The 15004-nt window shown below is 65.5% G+C and carries 13 protein-coding genes and 1 pseudogene; 7 read left to right on the top strand and 7 right to left on the bottom strand.

Annotation, left to right across the window (positions count from 1 at the left end):
* Positions 1 to 36: 36 nt before the first annotated feature.
* The 4 genes from C7G42_RS03725 to C7G42_RS03710 form a co-directional block, all read right to left on the bottom strand.
* The gene (locus C7G42_RS03725; protein ID WP_106947710.1) at positions 37 to 2634 is read right to left on the bottom strand and encodes a ligase-associated DNA damage response DEXH box helicase; all 2598 of its coding nucleotides are present in this window, start codon (positions 2632 to 2634) and stop codon (positions 37 to 39) included.
* 253 nt (positions 2635 to 2887) lie between these two features.
* Positions 2888 to 3253, bottom strand: a complete 366-nt coding sequence (locus tag C7G42_RS03720; protein WP_106947709.1) for a nuclear transport factor 2 family protein — start codon at positions 3251 to 3253, stop codon at positions 2888 to 2890.
* A 148-nt stretch (positions 3254 to 3401) separates the two neighbouring features.
* Positions 3402 to 3752 carry a RidA family protein gene (locus C7G42_RS03715; protein WP_106947708.1) on the bottom strand — a complete coding sequence of 117 codons (351 nt, stop codon included), beginning with the start codon at positions 3750 to 3752 and terminating at the stop codon, positions 3402 to 3404.
* A gap of 119 nt (positions 3753 to 3871) precedes the next feature.
* Positions 3872 to 5530 carry an FAD-binding dehydrogenase gene (locus C7G42_RS03710; RefSeq protein WP_106947707.1) on the bottom strand — a complete coding sequence of 553 codons (1659 nt, stop codon included), beginning with the start codon at positions 5528 to 5530 and terminating at the stop codon, positions 3872 to 3874.
* Positions 5531 to 5793: 263 nt separating this feature from the next.
* On the opposite strand from C7G42_RS03710, the gene C7G42_RS03705 reads away from it, so the two are divergent.
* The 5 genes from C7G42_RS03705 to C7G42_RS03685 all read left to right on the top strand — a co-directional run bounded on the left by C7G42_RS03705 (position 5794) and on the right by C7G42_RS03685 (position 10248).
* A complete protein-coding gene (locus C7G42_RS03705; RefSeq protein ID WP_106947706.1) occupies positions 5794 to 6312 on the top strand; it encodes a hypothetical protein in 519 nt (172 codons plus the stop codon).
* A 108-nt stretch (positions 6313 to 6420) separates the two neighbouring features.
* Complete coding sequence (locus C7G42_RS03700; protein ID WP_106947705.1) at positions 6421 to 6615, top strand: hypothetical protein; 195 nt, start codon at positions 6421 to 6423, stop codon at positions 6613 to 6615.
* Between the two features lie 24 nt (positions 6616 to 6639).
* Positions 6640 to 7230 (top strand): SCO family protein, encoded by a 591-nt coding sequence (locus C7G42_RS03695; protein ID WP_106947704.1) that lies wholly within the window; start codon positions 6640 to 6642, stop codon positions 7228 to 7230.
* Between the two features lie 242 nt (positions 7231 to 7472).
* Positions 7473 to 8420 carry an ABC transporter substrate-binding protein gene (locus tag C7G42_RS03690; protein ID WP_106947703.1) on the top strand — a complete coding sequence of 316 codons (948 nt, stop codon included), beginning with the start codon at positions 7473 to 7475 and terminating at the stop codon, positions 8418 to 8420.
* 184 nt (positions 8421 to 8604) lie between these two features.
* Positions 8605 to 10248 (top strand): lysine--tRNA ligase, encoded by a 1644-nt coding sequence (locus tag C7G42_RS03685; RefSeq protein WP_106947702.1) that lies wholly within the window; start codon positions 8605 to 8607, stop codon positions 10246 to 10248.
* Between the two features lie 111 nt (positions 10249 to 10359).
* On the opposite strand, the pseudogene C7G42_RS03680 reads toward C7G42_RS03685, so the two are convergent.
* Positions 10360 to 11113: pseudogene (locus C7G42_RS03680) on the bottom strand (carbonic anhydrase).
* A gap of 127 nt (positions 11114 to 11240) precedes the next feature.
* Positions 11241 to 11894 carry a S24 family peptidase gene (locus tag C7G42_RS03675; protein WP_106947701.1) on the bottom strand — a complete coding sequence of 218 codons (654 nt, stop codon included), beginning with the start codon at positions 11892 to 11894 and terminating at the stop codon, positions 11241 to 11243.
* Positions 11895 to 12086: 192 nt separating this feature from the next.
* On the opposite strand from C7G42_RS03675, the gene C7G42_RS03670 reads away from it, so the two are divergent.
* Together C7G42_RS03670 and C7G42_RS03665 are read left to right on the top strand one after the other, a co-directional pair.
* On the top strand, positions 12087 to 12431 hold the full coding sequence (locus C7G42_RS03670; RefSeq protein WP_106947700.1) for a DUF952 domain-containing protein: 345 nt from the start codon (positions 12087 to 12089) through the stop codon (positions 12429 to 12431).
* Positions 12428 to 13525 carry a quinone-dependent dihydroorotate dehydrogenase gene (locus C7G42_RS03665; protein ID WP_106947699.1) on the top strand — a complete coding sequence of 366 codons (1098 nt, stop codon included), beginning with the start codon at positions 12428 to 12430 and terminating at the stop codon, positions 13523 to 13525. The genes C7G42_RS03670 and C7G42_RS03665 overlap by 4 nt, the downstream gene beginning before the upstream one ends.
* A gap of 151 nt (positions 13526 to 13676) precedes the next feature.
* Here C7G42_RS03665 and C7G42_RS03660 read toward each other — a convergent pair whose 3' ends face one another.
* Positions 13677 to 15002 carry an MATE family efflux transporter gene (locus C7G42_RS03660; RefSeq protein WP_106947698.1) on the bottom strand — a complete coding sequence of 442 codons (1326 nt, stop codon included), beginning with the start codon at positions 15000 to 15002 and terminating at the stop codon, positions 13677 to 13679.
* Between the last annotated feature and the right edge of the window lie 2 nt (positions 15003 to 15004).

Genomic DNA, 15004 nt, shown 5'->3' with positions numbered 1-15004 from the left:
GTCGTCCCCTGAAACCTGCGCGCCAATCGTCACGTCTTACCCGCTTCTATCCATCGCCTCTTTGACGAGCTCATCGGCGGCTTCGGCCAAAAGCTCGTCTGCAGCTTCGCCATAAACTGACTCGCGACCGATTTCCAGCATCACGGGCACGGCCAGCGGCGAGACGCGGTCGAGTTCCCGATGAGTGATGCGACCTTGGATGCGCACCAGCATGTCACTGAGGCGGCGCAAATCGAGCAGGCCGGTGGCGGCATCGGCGCGCGCGGCGCGCAACAGGACGTGATCGGCCTGATGCTTGCGCAGCACGTCGTAGACGAGATCGGTCGAGAACAAAACCTGACGACGGCTCTTCTCCTCGCCGGTATGCCGGCGTGTGATCAGGCCGGAGATGATGGCGCAGTTGCGAAAGGTGCGCTTCATCAGGGCGGATTCGGCGAGCCAGGCCTCCAGATCGTCACCGAGCATGTCAGGATCGAACAGCGCGTTGAGATCGATCCGGCCGTTGCGGATCATGGAGGAAAGATCGCCGAGCGCCCAGATCGCCACCGCATATTCGTTGGCGACGAAGCCGAGCGGCCGTGCGCGGGCGCGCTCGAGCCGGCGCGTCAGCAGCATGCCGAGGGTCTGATGCGCGAGACGTCCCTCGAAGGGATAGCAGACGATGTAGTGCTTGCTGGCGCGCGGAAAGCTTTCGACCAGGAGTTCGCGCACCGCCGGCACGCTGCTGACATCCTTCTGCAGCGACAGCCAGTCGCGCACCTGCTCCGGCAGGCCACGCCAGGCGCGCGCGTCATCGAGCAGCCGGCGCACACGTTCGGCGAGATAGGTCGAGAGCGGGAATTTCCCGCCCATATAGGACGGCACTTTCGGGTCCTTGTCATGCGCGCGCGAGACATAGACCTGGTCCTCGACCAGGGTCTCATAGCGCACCACCTCGCCCGAGAACACGAAGGTATCGCCGGGCGAGAGGCCCTCGATGAAGGCCTCTTCGATCTCGCCGAGCAGCCGGCCGCCGCGTGCGATCACGCCGGTCGAGCCGCCTGCTTTGCCATGGCCGCCGCCGCGCGAGCGCACCAGGCGCACCTTCAGCATGTCGTCCTCGACGATGGTGCCGACATTCATGCGGTAGCTCTGCCGCACCTTGGGATTGGCGACGCGCCAGCGCCCCTCCTTGTCCTGCTTGATTCGGGCGAAACGCTCATAGGTCTTCAGCGCGTAGCCGCCGGAGGCGACGAAATCGACGACATCGTCGAAATCCGGCCGCGACAGGTCGGCGTAAGGCGCGGCGGTGCGCACTTCGGCATAGAGGTTATCGGAGAGGAATGGCTCGCCGCAGGCACAGCCCAGCACGTGTTGGGCCAGCACGTCGAGGCCACCTTTGCGCAAAGGCGGTGTGTCCTGCGCGTTCTCGGCAATGGCGTCGATCGCGACGCGGCACTCCAGCACCTCGAAGCGGTTGGCCGGCACCAGCACCGCGCGCGAGGCTTCGTCGAGGCGGTGGTTGGCGCGGCCGATCCGCTGCATCAGCCGCGAGGAGCCCTTGGGCGCGCCGATATTGACCACGAGATCGACGTCGCCCCAGTCGACGCCGAGATCGAGCGAGGAGGTGCAGACCACGCCGCGCAGGCGTCCCGCCGACATGGCGTCCTCGACCTTTCTGCGCTGGGCGACGTCGAGCGAGCCGTGATGCAACGCGATCGCGAGGCCGTCGTCGTTCATGCTCCAGAGATTCTGGAACAGCATCTCGGCCTGGCTGCGGGTGTTGACGAAGACCAGCGTGGTCTTGTTCGCCTTGATCAGCTCGTAGATCTCGGGGAGCGCGTGACGCGCGCTGTGGCCGGCCCAGGGCAGGCGCTCGCGCGTATCGAGCATCTCGACCTCGGGCGGCGCGGCCCCGCCGGCAACGACGATGTCGGCGGCGGTCTCCTTGCCGTCGGGCTGCGGCACCAGGAAGCGCGCGAGCTGATCCGGCTCGGCGACGGTTGCCGACAGGCCGATCGCGCGCATCTGCGGCGCCAGCCGCCACAGCCGCGCCAGCCCGAGCGAGAGCAGATCGCCGCGCTTGGACGTCACCAGCGCGTGAAGCTCGTCGAGCACGATGCGCTTCAGCGAGGAGAACAGGAACGGCGCGTCATCCGAGGACAGCAGCAGCGCAAGCTGCTCGGGCGTCGTCAGCAGCACGTCGGGCGGATAGCGCCGTTGCCGCTGGCGCCGCGACACCGGCGTGTCGCCGGTGCGGGTCTCGACCTTGATCGGCAGCGCCATCTCCGCAATCGGCCGCTCCAGATTGCGCGCGATGTCGACGGCAAGCGCCTTCAGTGGCGAGATGTAGAGCGTGTGCAGGCCGCCGGAACGTTGCACGCTGCGACCGGTGGAGACGAGGCTTTTCTTCTCACCGGCCTCGCGCTCAATCGGCTGCAGCGAAAGCTCCACCAGGGTCGGCAGAAATCCCGCGAGCGTCTTGCCGGCACCGGTCGGTGCGATCAGCAGCGCCGAGCGGTCCTCACGCGCCTTCTCCAGCAGCGCCAATTGATGCGCGCGCGGCGACCAGCCGCGAGCTGCGAACCACGCGTCGAAGCGGTCGGGCAGCAGCGCAGGCGTTTCGGCCCGACTTTTGAGGATGCGGCGCGTCACACCATGACAGGTAAGCCGTGAGGGCGGCTTCGTCGAGGGGCTGCCCTCAGCGCCTGCAGCGGGCCAATTGGCATTTTGCGCTGACAATTGAAGGCACGCAGGTCCCCACATCGTCATGGCCGGGCTTGTCCCGGCCATCCACGCTTGCACGCAGCACTGAGAACGTGGATGCCCGGGACAAGCCCGGGCATGACGACCTCTTGTGAAAGTCCCATAAGGTTCCCGTCCGCCTGTACGAGGCGGGTCGGAGATCTCACGCTCCCGCCGGCACCTGATCCAGAAATCCGGTCACGCTTTGGATCCGGCCGTCCTTCAGCACGGCAAAATCGGTGCCCTTGATCGGGCTGTCGGCGCCGTCTGGACCAAGTCCCCAGGAAAAGCGGACGTGTTCGCCGTAGCCGTTGGGCTCGCCGATCAGGTGGAATTTGAAATCGGGAAAGCGCTGCTGCACGCCTGCGATCAGCGCCTCGATGCCGTCGCGGCCGTCGCCCTTCATCAAGGGATCGACATAGCTTGCGTCAATCGTCCAGTTGTCGCCGAGCAGTTCGCGGCGGCGGCCGGCGGTGCGCTCGTTCCAGAGCTCGATATAGCTTCGGGCGATGGTGAGGGGGTCGGTCATGGCACTCTCCTTCGATGACGCCGTATTCGGCTGCCGTCACTATCGAAGGTTCGGGAGCGCCGATCGATTACCTGACAGGTCATCGTTACGCAAAAAGAGAGCGGGATGACGTCGCCATCGCGCTCTCTTCGTCTGTTGTTTGCGAAAATTACTTCGCGGCCGTGACCATGATCTCGACGGTGTATTGCGGCGCCGCCAGCTTGGCCTCGACGGTGGCGCGGGCGGGAGTATTGCCGGCTGACACCCAGCCATCCCACACCGCGTTCATCTCGCCGAAGGTCTTCATGTCGGTGATGTAGATCGTGGCTGAGAGCAGCTTCGACTTGTCGGTGCCGGCCTTGGCGAGATGGCCGTCGATGGTCTTCAGGATGTCCTGGGTCTGCTTCGTCACGCTTTCGCCGGCCGCGTTGTTGGCGACGACGCCTGCGAGATAGACGGTGTTGCCGTGCACGACGACCTGGCTCATGCGCGGGCCGGTTTCGAAACGCTGAATGCTCATTGGTAGCTCCTCACTGGAATGGCGCCCCTGTCTAGCCCAGCGCCTCACGCCCTGCCACCCCGGCGGTGCATGCGTCGCTGGCAACGCATGCGCGGCTTATCGAAGCGGACCGAACAATTTCAGCCCACCGCCTTGGCGGCGGACCGGCCCGCATTGCGGCCCGAGAACAGGCAGCCGCCGAGGAAGGTGCCCTCCAGCGAGCGATAGCCGTGCACGCCGCCGCCGCCGAAGCCGGCGGCTTCGCCGACCGCATAGAGGCCGGGAATGACTCTGCCCTCGGTGCCGAACACTCGGGACTCCAGATCGGTCTCGAAGCCGCCCAGTGTCTTGCGGGTGAGGATGTTGAGCTTGACCGCGATCAGCGGCCCCTGCGCGGGATCCAGGATCCGGTGTGGGGAGGCGGTGCGGATCAGCCTGTCGCCGATATAGCGGCGCGCATTGTGGATGTTCATCACCTGCGCATCTTTGACGTAAGGGTTGGCGATCTCGCGGTCGCGCGCCTCGATCTGCATCCTGATGTGCTCGAGCTTGAGGAGGTCGCTGCCGGCAAGCTTGTTCATGGTCGCGACGAGGTCCTCGATCTTGTCGCGCACGATGAAATCGACACCATGGCTTTTGAATGCTTCGACCGGCGCCGGCGCCCCCTTGTTGGTGGCCCGGCGCAAGGTCATGCGCCAGCTCTTGCCCGTCAGGTCCGGGTTCTGCTCCGAGCCCGACAGCGCAAACTCCTTCTTGATGATGCTCTGGGTCAGGATGAACCAGGAATAATCATAGCCGGTCGACATGATGTACTGGAGCTGCCCGAGTGTGTCCGAGCCCGGGAAGAGCGGCGCCGGCAATCGCGTGCCCGTGGCGTCGAACCACATCGAGGAGGGGCCCGGCAGGATGCGAATGCCGTGGCGCGGCCAGATCGGATTCCAGTTCTGGATGCCCTCGACATAATGCCACATGCGGTCGCGATTGATCAGCCGCGCACCTGATGTCTCGGTGATGCCGATCATGCGGCCATCGACATGTTCGGGCACGCCGGAGATCATGAATTTCGGCGGATCGCCCAGCCGCTTCGGCCAGTTCTGCCGCACCAGCTCGTGATTGCCGCCGATGCCGCCGGACGCGACGATCACGGCTTGCGCCTTAAGCGCAAATTCGCCGACGACATTGCGCGAGGTGCTCTTGCCGCGCTCGATCGGATCGGGCGCGAGCACGGCACCGCTGACGCCATCTACTGTGCCGTTGGTGATGGAGAGCGCATCGACGCGGTGACGGAACCTGAAGCTGAGCCGGCCGCTCTTCACGGCCTCGCGCGCCCGGCGCTCGAACGGCTCGACGATGCCGGGGCCGGTGCCCCAGGTGACATGAAAGCGCGGCACCGAATTGCCGTGGCCCATCGCGTCGTAACCGCCGCGCTCGGCCCAGCCGACCACCGGAAAGAAGCGATGGCCCATCGCCCGCAGCCAGGCGCGCTTTTCGCCGGCCGCGAACGCGACATAGGCCTCGGCCCATTGCCGTGGCCAGAAGTCGTCGTCGCGGTCGAAGCCGGCGGCACCGATCCAGTCCTGCATGGCCAGGTCAAAGGAATCCTTGATGCCGAGCCGGCGTTGCTCCGGCGAATCGACCAGGAACAACCCGCCGAACGACCAGAACGCCTGGCCGCCGATCGACTGCTCGCCTTCCTGGTCGACCACGATCACGCGCTTGCCTGCGTCGGCAATCTCGATCGCGGCAACCAGTCCCGACAGGCCCGCGCCGACGACGATGACGTCAGTCTCTTCAGCCATGTGCGTCCCCCTCCATGAATTTCCCCTGTATTTGCCCGGATTGAAGCCAGCGGTTGCAACTGAGATCAAGGGTGTGGCGCGTAAGACATCATTAACTTGTTCCACTTTGGGATCGAGACCCGCCGAGTGCAGCACCGCCGCAACACTGGATTTGAATTTGTTTTGAGCGAGCCGGCCTGCCTAGACAAAACCTCGGTTACGACGGACGCTAGCCGCGCATCATCACCTGACACGCAGATTCGAATTCGACTGGGGCGGGGACAATGAAGTTTCTGACGGGGTTGCTGGCGGCAGTTCTCCTCATCGCTTGCATGGGGGCTTCTCACGCGGTGGTTCGGATCGCGGATGACCGCGGTGGCCGGATCGGAACCTACGTCGACAAATACCAGGACCTCAGGCAGTCAGGTGACACCGTCATCATCGACGGCCTCTGCGCCTCGGCCTGCACCATCGTCCTCGGCGCCATTCCGCATGACCGCATCTGCGTGACCTCGAGCGCGACGCTCGGCTTCCACGCCGCCTGGGATTTCGGCAGCAACGGCCGCGCCGTCACCAACACCGAGGCGACCCAGATGCTGTATATGATGTATCCTTCGCAGGTGAAGCGTTGGATCAACCAGCGCGGCGGCCTCACCCCGCATATGCTGTTCCTGAAGGGCAAGCAGCTCCAGGCCATGTACAAGCCCTGCTACCTGGACGCGCAGGCCTCGGCCATCAAGCCGTCGCGCCGGCCGCTCCCGCAATCGGACCGGATCGAATCCGCCCGGGGCCAGCTGCGCTGACCTTCCCGGCCTGACCGGACCGTTCCGGCCCGCCAGCGGCGCCTTGCCGGCAGGCGGGCCAGGGCTTATCTGAGGCTGGGAACCCGGGCCTTCGCCCCGATCGTTGTCATGGCTCAACCGCTGCACCCATCGCATCCGCTACAGGACAATTCGCCCACTGCCGGCCGGACGCCGTTCGTGCTGCTGTTGGCGGGCGCGGGGATCGGCAGCTTGCTGGTGCTCGGCGCGCTGGCGCTGTGGTTCCACTACGGCACGCAGATGTTCTTCGAAATGATCAGGACCGGCTTCGCCGCCTGCTTCTGATCCGCCACAGGAAGTTTTCCGCTCATGAGTTCCGCCGCCCGTCCGCTGGTGATCGCGACCGCTTTCGCCGCAAGCCTCGTTGCCGGCCTCCTGATCATGTTCTGGGCCATGGGCGGGGTCAGCAAGGTGGCGCAGCCGGCCGCGATCGGCGGCCCGTTCCAACTGACCGACCAGAACGGCAAGGCGGTCACCGACAAGAGCCTCAAGGGCAAGCCGACCCTGATCTTCTTCGGCTACACCCATTGCCCCGACGTGTGCCCGACCTCGCTGTTCGAGATCTCGGAAGTGCTGCGCGCGCTGGGCAAGGATGCCGACAAGGTCAATGCCGTCTTCATCTCGGTCGACCCCGAGCGCGACACGCCGGCGACCATGAAGGATTATCTGTCGAGCTTCGATCCGCACCTCGAAGGCCTCAGCGGCGATCCCGCCGAGACCGCCAAGGTCATCACCTCCTACCGGGTCTACGCCAAGAAGGTCCCGACCAAGGACGGCGACTACACCATGGACCACACCGCGCTGATCTACCTGATGGACCGCGACGGCCGCTTCGTCTCCCCGTTCAATCTGAAGCGGACGCCGGACGAGGCGGCGGCGGATTTGAAGAAGTATCTCTGAGGGCTGATCGAGCCGCGAACTCCACTGCAACCTCTCCCGCTTGCGGGGAGGTCGACGCGCGGAAGCGCGGCGGGTGGGGCTATATCCATTTAGGGGCACTCGCCCAGCGGACACACCCTCTCCCCGACCCTCCCCCGCAAGCGGGGGAGGGAGCGCACCGTCGCCACATTCCGCACTCGCGTTCCCGTCGGGATGGTCTATAACGCCCTCCGATCCCTATGATATCAGTTCATTTCCGGCCGATGGCTCCATCGCAACAGGCGAAATCGTCCAAATCTGCCCGTAGCTTGCTGGCGGGGCTGGCGGTCGGTGCCTGCCTGCTCGCAGGCTTGCCCAACGCCGAGGCCCAGAACCCAGCCAAGCAGCCGCCCCCGGCGGCGCCCCAAGGGACGCAGCAAGCCGCACCTCGGGTCGCGCAGGCCGCCCCGCAGGCCGTGCCGGGCTTCTGGGATCCGCGGCGGCGGCCGGAGCGGCCGGACCTGTCGCGCCTGACCGTGATCCGCTTCCTGACCGAGACCGACTATCCGCCGTTCAATTTCACCGGCGCCGACGGCAACCCGGCCGGCTTCAACGTCGATCTCGCACGCAGCCTGTGCGAGGAGATCAAGGTCACCTGCACGGTGCAGATGCGCCGCTTCGAGACGCTGGTCGACGCGCTCTCCTCCAACCGCGGCGACGCCATCATCGCCTCGATGGCGGTGAGCCCGCAGCTGCGCGCCCGCGTCGACTTCACCGATCCCTATTACCGGGTGCCGGCGCGCTTCGCCTCGCGCAAGGACGCGGTGATGCCGGAGATCCGGCCCGAATATCTCGAGGGCAAGAAGGTCGGCGTCATCGCCGGCTCCGCGCACGAGGCCTATCTCAAGGCGATGTTCACCGACGCAGAGCTGCACCCCTATCCCAACGACGACGGCTTGCGCAGCGCCTTGCGCAAGGGCGAGGTCGATTTCATTTTCGGTGATGCGATCTCGCTCGCGTTCTGGATCAACGGCACCGATTCCGGCGATTGCTGCGCCTTCTCCGGCGGTCCCTTCGTCGAGAGCCGTTTCTTCGGCGAGGGCATCGGCATCGCCGTGCGCAAGGGCAACGACGTACTGCGCCAGGCCCTGAACTGGGCGTTGTTCCGGGTCTGGGAAAAAGGCCGCTACACCGATCTGTGGCTGCGCTATTTCTCGGTGAGCCCGTTCTGACTGCGCCGCGGCTCTATCCGCCGTCATTGCGAGGCGCCCTTGCGACGAAGCAATCCAGACTGTTTCCGCCGTGACAATCTGGATTGCTTCGCTTCGCTCGCAATGACGCTGTGAGAGGCAACACCGCCCACAAAATTGCATTTGGCCCGGAAATCGCTATTTTCCGCGGCCCGGAGGCCCCTTGATGTCCGTTATCGATCCCAACATGAGCCCGAGCGATCTGCGTGCGCTTGCCGAACAATCCAACGCCTGGCCGTTCGAGCAAGCCAAGGCCATCGTCGCGCGGCTGAAGAAAAGCCCGAAGGACGAGGTGCTGTTCGAGACCGGCTATGGACCGTCGGGCCTGCCGCATATCGGCACGTTCGGCGAGGTCGCGCGCACCTCGATGGTTCGCCATGCCTTCCGCGTGCTGACCGAGGACAAGGTCAAGACGCGTCTCCTGGCGTTCTCCGACGACATGGACGGGTTTCGGAAGGTGCCCGACAACGTGCCGAACAAGGAGATGCTGGCCGCGCATCTCGGCAAGCCGCTGACGCGGGTGCCGGATCCGTTCTCCAACGAGTACCCCTCGTTTGGCGCGCACAACAACGCTCGCCTGCGCGCGTTTCTGGATCATTTCGGCTTCGACTACGAATTCGCGAGCTCGACCGACTACTATACGTCAGGCCGCTTTGACGCGACGCTGCTCAAGATGCTTGCCGTCTACGACCAGGTGATGGCGATCATCCTGCCGACGCTCGGACCCGATCGCCGCGCGACCTATTCGCCGTTCCTGCCGATCAGCAAGACCACCGGTGTCGTGCTGCAGGTGCCGATGATCCGCCGCGACGTCGCGGCCGGCACGGTGACCTATCTCGACCCCGACACCAACCAGGAAGTCGAAACGCCGGTCACCGGCGGCAACGTCAAGTGTCAGTGGAAGGCCGATTGGGCGATGCGCTGGGTCGCCCTCGGCGTCGACTACGAGATGGCCGGCAAGGATCTGATCGACTCCGTGAAGCTGTCGGGTGCGATCGCAAAGGCGCTCGGCGGCACGCCGCCGGAAGGCTTCAACTACGAGCTCTTCCTCGACGAGAAGGGCCAGAAGATCTCGAAGTCGAAGGGCAACGGCCTCACCATCGACGAATGGCTGCGCTATGCCTCGCCGGAATCGCTGTCGCTGTTCATGTATCGCGAACCGAAGGCGGCCAAGCGGCTGTTTTTCGACGTCATCCCGCGCCAGGTCGACGACTATCAGCAATTCATTGATGGCTTTCCCAAACAGGACGACAAGCAGCAGCTCGGCAATCCGGTCTGGCACATCCACAACGGCAAGCCGCCGCAGGGCGACATGCCCGTCACCTTCCAGCTGCTGCTGACGCTGGTGTCGTCGTCGAACGCGGAGAACGCCGAGACGCTGTGGGGATTCATCGGCCGCTATCGTCCGGGCGTGAGCCCGCAGACGCATCCGAAGCTCGATGCGATGGTCGGCTACGCCATCAATTATTACCGCGACTTCGTCGCGCCGACGAAGCAGTTTCGCGTGCCTAACGAAACTGAGCGGGCGGCGCTGCAGGATCTGCGCGATGCGCTGTCACAGCTGGCACAGGACGCAACGCCAGAGGACATCCAGAACGTCGTCTACGAGATCGGCCGCCGCGAGCCGTTCCTCGACCAGGTCAAGAAGGGGAAGGACGGCCGTCCCGGCGTTACGCTGGACTGGTTCAACATGCTCTACCAGGTCCTGCTCGGCCAGGAAAAGGGCCCGCGCTTCGGGTCCTTCGTCGCGGTGTACGGCGTGCAGAACGCGGTCAACATGATCGACGGCGCGCTGGCAAGGAGCGCGTGAGGTAAGTCGCGGACGCGTAGCCCGGCTGAGCGCAGCGAGATCCGGGGTCTTTGCATGCCGCGCAAGCGGCCCCGGATGTCGCTGCGCTCAACCGGGCTACGGGACTCGCGCTCAGATCGACTTCAGCACGTAACGCCGGTTGTCCTTCTGCACCGGGCGCGCGTTCATCGGATAGAGTTTTGCGAACGCCGCGACATCGGCGGCCGACACATGGATCGGGGTGGTCAGCAGCAGCCATTCGACCACTTCCGAGCAGGGCGGGGTCGTCAGCGAGCCGGGATAGCGGAAGTAGCTGAGCTTCGTTGGCAGCATGGCGTGCGGATCGATGCCCGCATCCGCTTTCACCGCGGGACCTTCCGCTGCCGGCATGGTCTTGACGATCTTGCCGAAAGCCGGGGTCGGCCTGCCCTCGGCCATCAGCACGCCGACCACGGCGAGGCCGCCGGCATCATTGCGATGGATGAAGTGCGCCTCCATCGGGAAATTCTTGCCGCCGATCATGTGCTCGCTCGGCCGGTGGAAATGCACCTGAAGCAGCTTGTACTTGACGTCGCCGAGCATCAACGTGCTGCCCTCGGCGAAATTGAGCTGGATCGTGTGCCCGTTGTTGACGATGGTGTCGGCGGACTTGCCCCAGTTCACCTTCAGCGCAGGCAATTGCGATTTGACCGTCGCTTCGATGTCGATCGGCGATTGCTGCAGGCCGACGGAGCAGGCCTTGTTGGCGGCGTCGAGGTCGCCCCATTTGCCGGGGCCGCCGGTGCCATCGTAGCTCCCAGTGTGCGCCTTCGGCGGCAAAGGCGGGTTTGCACACCGGACAGAGAGCGAGGCCCGCCAAAGCCTTCAATGCGTGGCGACGATTCATGATCTTTCCCCAGAAATGGATTGATGCCGAAAAAGGGCGCGGGGAACCTAGGCGAGCGCCGCCTTGAGTCGCAAGCTGGTTGAAACACGGTGTGGCTGTCGCCCTGGAATGACGATGAACAGAGCGTTTACTGGCTGGCCCAGATGATCCGCGCCAGCCACGCAACGTCGCTCGTCGACAGCCGGTGCTCGCCTTGGGCTGCACCGAGCGGCAGCAATTCCACCCCCTTCGTCGTGCGGCGCTTGAGCGTTGCGACCAGCATGTCGTCGGCTCTCGTCTTCAGCACCACGCGGTCGCCCTTGTGGACCGGTGTGCCCGGCGAGACCAGGATGATGTCGCCGTCGCGATAGGCCGGCTGGAGTGCGTTGCCGGACACTTTCAGTGCGAAGGTGTTGTGGTCCTCGGCGGTCGGAAGCGCGACCACCGCCCAGCCGTGGCCCGACGGAAAACCGAATTCATCAAACGCGCCACTCGCGCCGGCCTCGGCGAAGCCGAGTAGCGGCACGCAGCAGCCGTGGCCCTGCACGCCGTCGATCAGCGTCACAAAGGTCGCCATCGAGGAATCGGCGGCTGCGAGCGCCTTGGCGATGGATTCTGTCGAGGGCCAGCGCTCGCGGCCGTCGGAGGTGACGCGCTTGGACCTGTTGAAGGTGGTGGGATCGAGCCCGGCGCGCTTGGCAAGACCGGATGGCGACAGACCGGCGCGCGCCGCCAGCCGATCCAGGGCGACCCAGATCTGGTCGTGCGTCAGTATCCTCTGCGCTTTGGCCTGCCTGACCATGCAAGGTCCAGCCCGTCGCAACTCAGGAAAACTGTCCTCAAATCAACCGGTTTTCCGTTTTCCGTGCAAGGGGCGATCGGGGATGCGATCCAAGCGCTTGAGTTCGAGAGGTGTGGCCTTTACGGTCGCGCCCGGGTTTCAAGACCCGCAAGAGGCGAAAAAACCAAATAACCTCAAAGGGCTCCGCAAGCGGTGGTCAAGATCTACAAAATCTGTCCGGCCTCGGCCTGGCGCGAGGCGGAACGGCAGGGCATCTACCGGGGCAGCGCGGACGATGCGCGCGACGGCTTCATCCATTTCTCCACCGCTGCCCAGGTTCCCGAGACCTTGCGCAAGCATTATTTCGGCCAGCGCGCGCTGTTCCTGGTCGAGGTCGATGGCGACGCGCTCGGCGGCGCACTGCGCTGGGAGCGCTCGCGCAATGAGGAGCTGTTTCCTCATCTCTACGGCGAGCTCGACCTCGGCGCGGTGCTGTCGGTGATGAACCTCAACATGCGCTCCGACGGCGGCCACGACACTCCGGAGCTGCTGCCGTGATCCGCGCTTTCGACGCCTTTTCGCTGCCGGTGCTGCGCTGGCTCGATCCGGAAGATGCCCATCGCCTCGCGATTCGGGGTCTGCGCTTCCTGCCGCCGGTCACGCCGCGCCCTGACGATCCCAAGCTCGCGATGCGCGCCTTCGGGCTCAACTTTCCCAATCCGATCGGCATGGCCGCGGGCTTCGACAAGAGCGCCGAGGTGCCGGATGCACTGCTGCGGCTCGGCTTCGGCTTCGTCGAGATCGGCTCGGTGACGCCGAAGCCGCAAATCGGCAATCCGCGGCCGCGGCTGTTTCGTCTGGAGCGCGACGAGGCCGTCATCAACCGCATGGGCTTCAACAATGACGGCGCGGAAGTCGCCTTGCGCCGGCTTGCCGCACGCGCGCAGCACGGCGGCATCGTCGGCGTCAATGTCGGCGCCAACAAGGATTCGCCGGACCGCGTCGCCGATTACGTCAAGCTGATCGAGACCTTTGCGCCGGTGGCGAGCTATTTTACCGTCAACGTCTCCTCGCCGAACACGCCGGGCCTGCGCAATCTGCAGGAAGGCGCCCTGCTCGACGATCTCCTCGCCAGGGTGATCGACGCCCGCGAGCGCGTCAGGCAGAAGGCCGGCGACACGCCGGTGCTGCTCAAGATCGCGCCGGATTTGAGCCTCGCCCAGCTCGACGATGTCGTGCAGGTGGCGCGCTCGCGCCGGGTCGACGGCATGATCGTGTCGAACACGACGATCGCGCGGCCGAGCACGCTGCGGGAGGAGATGCGCGCCAAGGAGCAAGGCGGCCTGTCCGGCCGACCGCTGTTCCGCCTGTCGACGCGGATGGTCGCGGAGACCTATGTGCGCGTCGAGGGCGCGTTCCCGCTGATCGGCGTCGGCGGCGTCGATTCGGGCGGTGCCGCGCTGACCAAGATCCGCGCCGGCGCGAGCCTGATCCAGCTCTATTCGTCCCTGATCTACAAGGGCCTCGGCCTCGTCGACGAGATCAAGCGCGACCTCACCTCGACGCTGCTGCGGACGGGACGGGACTCGCTGTCCGAGATCGTCGGCGCGGATGCTGCGACGCTGACCGCGGAAGACTGGCCGGGGATGTAAGGCGCTCTCGTGCCCCGGACGCCGCGCAGCGCGCCGGCTTCGGCGCGGTGCGCTGCAGAGCCGGGGCCCATGTGACGGCGAGTCCGAGGAGTGGTGGGTCCCGGCGCTGCGCAGCAGCGTTCCACGCTGCAGCGCGTCCGGGACACGATCGTCACAGTTTCGAAAACGTCGCCCTGAACTGCGCGGGGTACCTCGCGGCCTGCAAGCCGCCGCGCGAGAGGTAGGAGGCCATCAGCGCGCACCACAGTCCGGCATTGCCGAGTGATTGCAGCGCCCACCAGGCGGCGAAGAAGATCACCAACGAAGCCAGCATCAGATTGCGCATCTCGCGCGCCCAGGTCGCGCCGATATAGATGCCGTCGAAGCCGAAGGCGAACACGCCGGGAATGGGTGCGAGCACGACGAACGGCAGGAATTCGCGCGCGGCACGGCGGACGTCGTCACTCGCCGTCATGACATCGATCAGAGCCGCCCCGAACAGCGCGAACAGTCCCGACACCACCAGCGCGAAGCCGAGGCCCCATAGCAGCACCAGCCGGGTTGAATCCGCAAAGCCCTTTGCATCGCGCGCGCCAACGGCGCGGCCGCAGAGCTGCTGCGCGGCGTTGGCGAGACCGTCGAGGAAGAAAGCGCTGACCAGCAGGAAGTTGTTGAGCACGGAATTGGCGGCCAACGTGACGTCGCCGGCCTGCGCGCCCTTTGCGGTGAAGAACAGGAACACGGCGATCAGCGCCGCGGTGCGGATCAGGATGTCGGTGTTCACCGCCAGCAACCGCAACAGCTTGTCGCGGTCGAGCAGGGTCGCGTACGGCACGGCGAAGCCGCCATCGGCATAATGCCGGCAGACCAGCACGCCGAGGGCGAAGCCGACCGCTTCCGACAACAGCGCGGCGATCGCGGCACCGGCGATACCGGTGTCGTAGACCAGCACCAGCAGGATCGTCGCCGCCATGTTGACGAGGTTGATGACGACCTGAAGCAACAAGGCCGAATTGGCGCGGGCCTGGCCGATCAGCCAGCCGAGGATGACGTAATTGGCGAGCGCGAACGGCGACGACCAGATCCGGATCTTGAAGTAGGTCTTCGCCGCCCGTGTCACGCCCTCGCTGCCGCCCATGAGATCGAACAGCACGGCAGCCAGCGGCAGTTGCAGCAGGATCAGCGCGGCGCCGATCAGGCCGGCAACGATGAAGCCGCGCGCCAGGATCGCGATCGGCTCGCGTGTGTCGCCCGCGCCCAGCGATTGCGCGGTGAAGGCGAGCGTGCTCATGCGCAGGAAGCCGAACAGCCAGAACAGGCAATCGAAGATCACCGAGGCCATCGCGACGCCGCCGAGCAGCGCGGCATCGTCGAGCCGCCCGATCGCCGTGGTCGAGACAATGCCGATCAGCGGCGTGGTCAGGTTCGCGACCATCGCCGGGCCGGCAATGGCGAACACCTGACGGGTGCCGACTTTGGTATGGACGGGCGCGTGCATGG

Source organism: Bradyrhizobium sp. MOS003 (assembly GCF_003020125.1).
GTDB lineage: Bacteria > Pseudomonadota > Alphaproteobacteria > Rhizobiales > Xanthobacteraceae > Bradyrhizobium.
The sequence above is the reverse complement of the archived record's forward strand: the minus strand, read 5'-3'. Positions and strand labels throughout refer to the sequence as shown.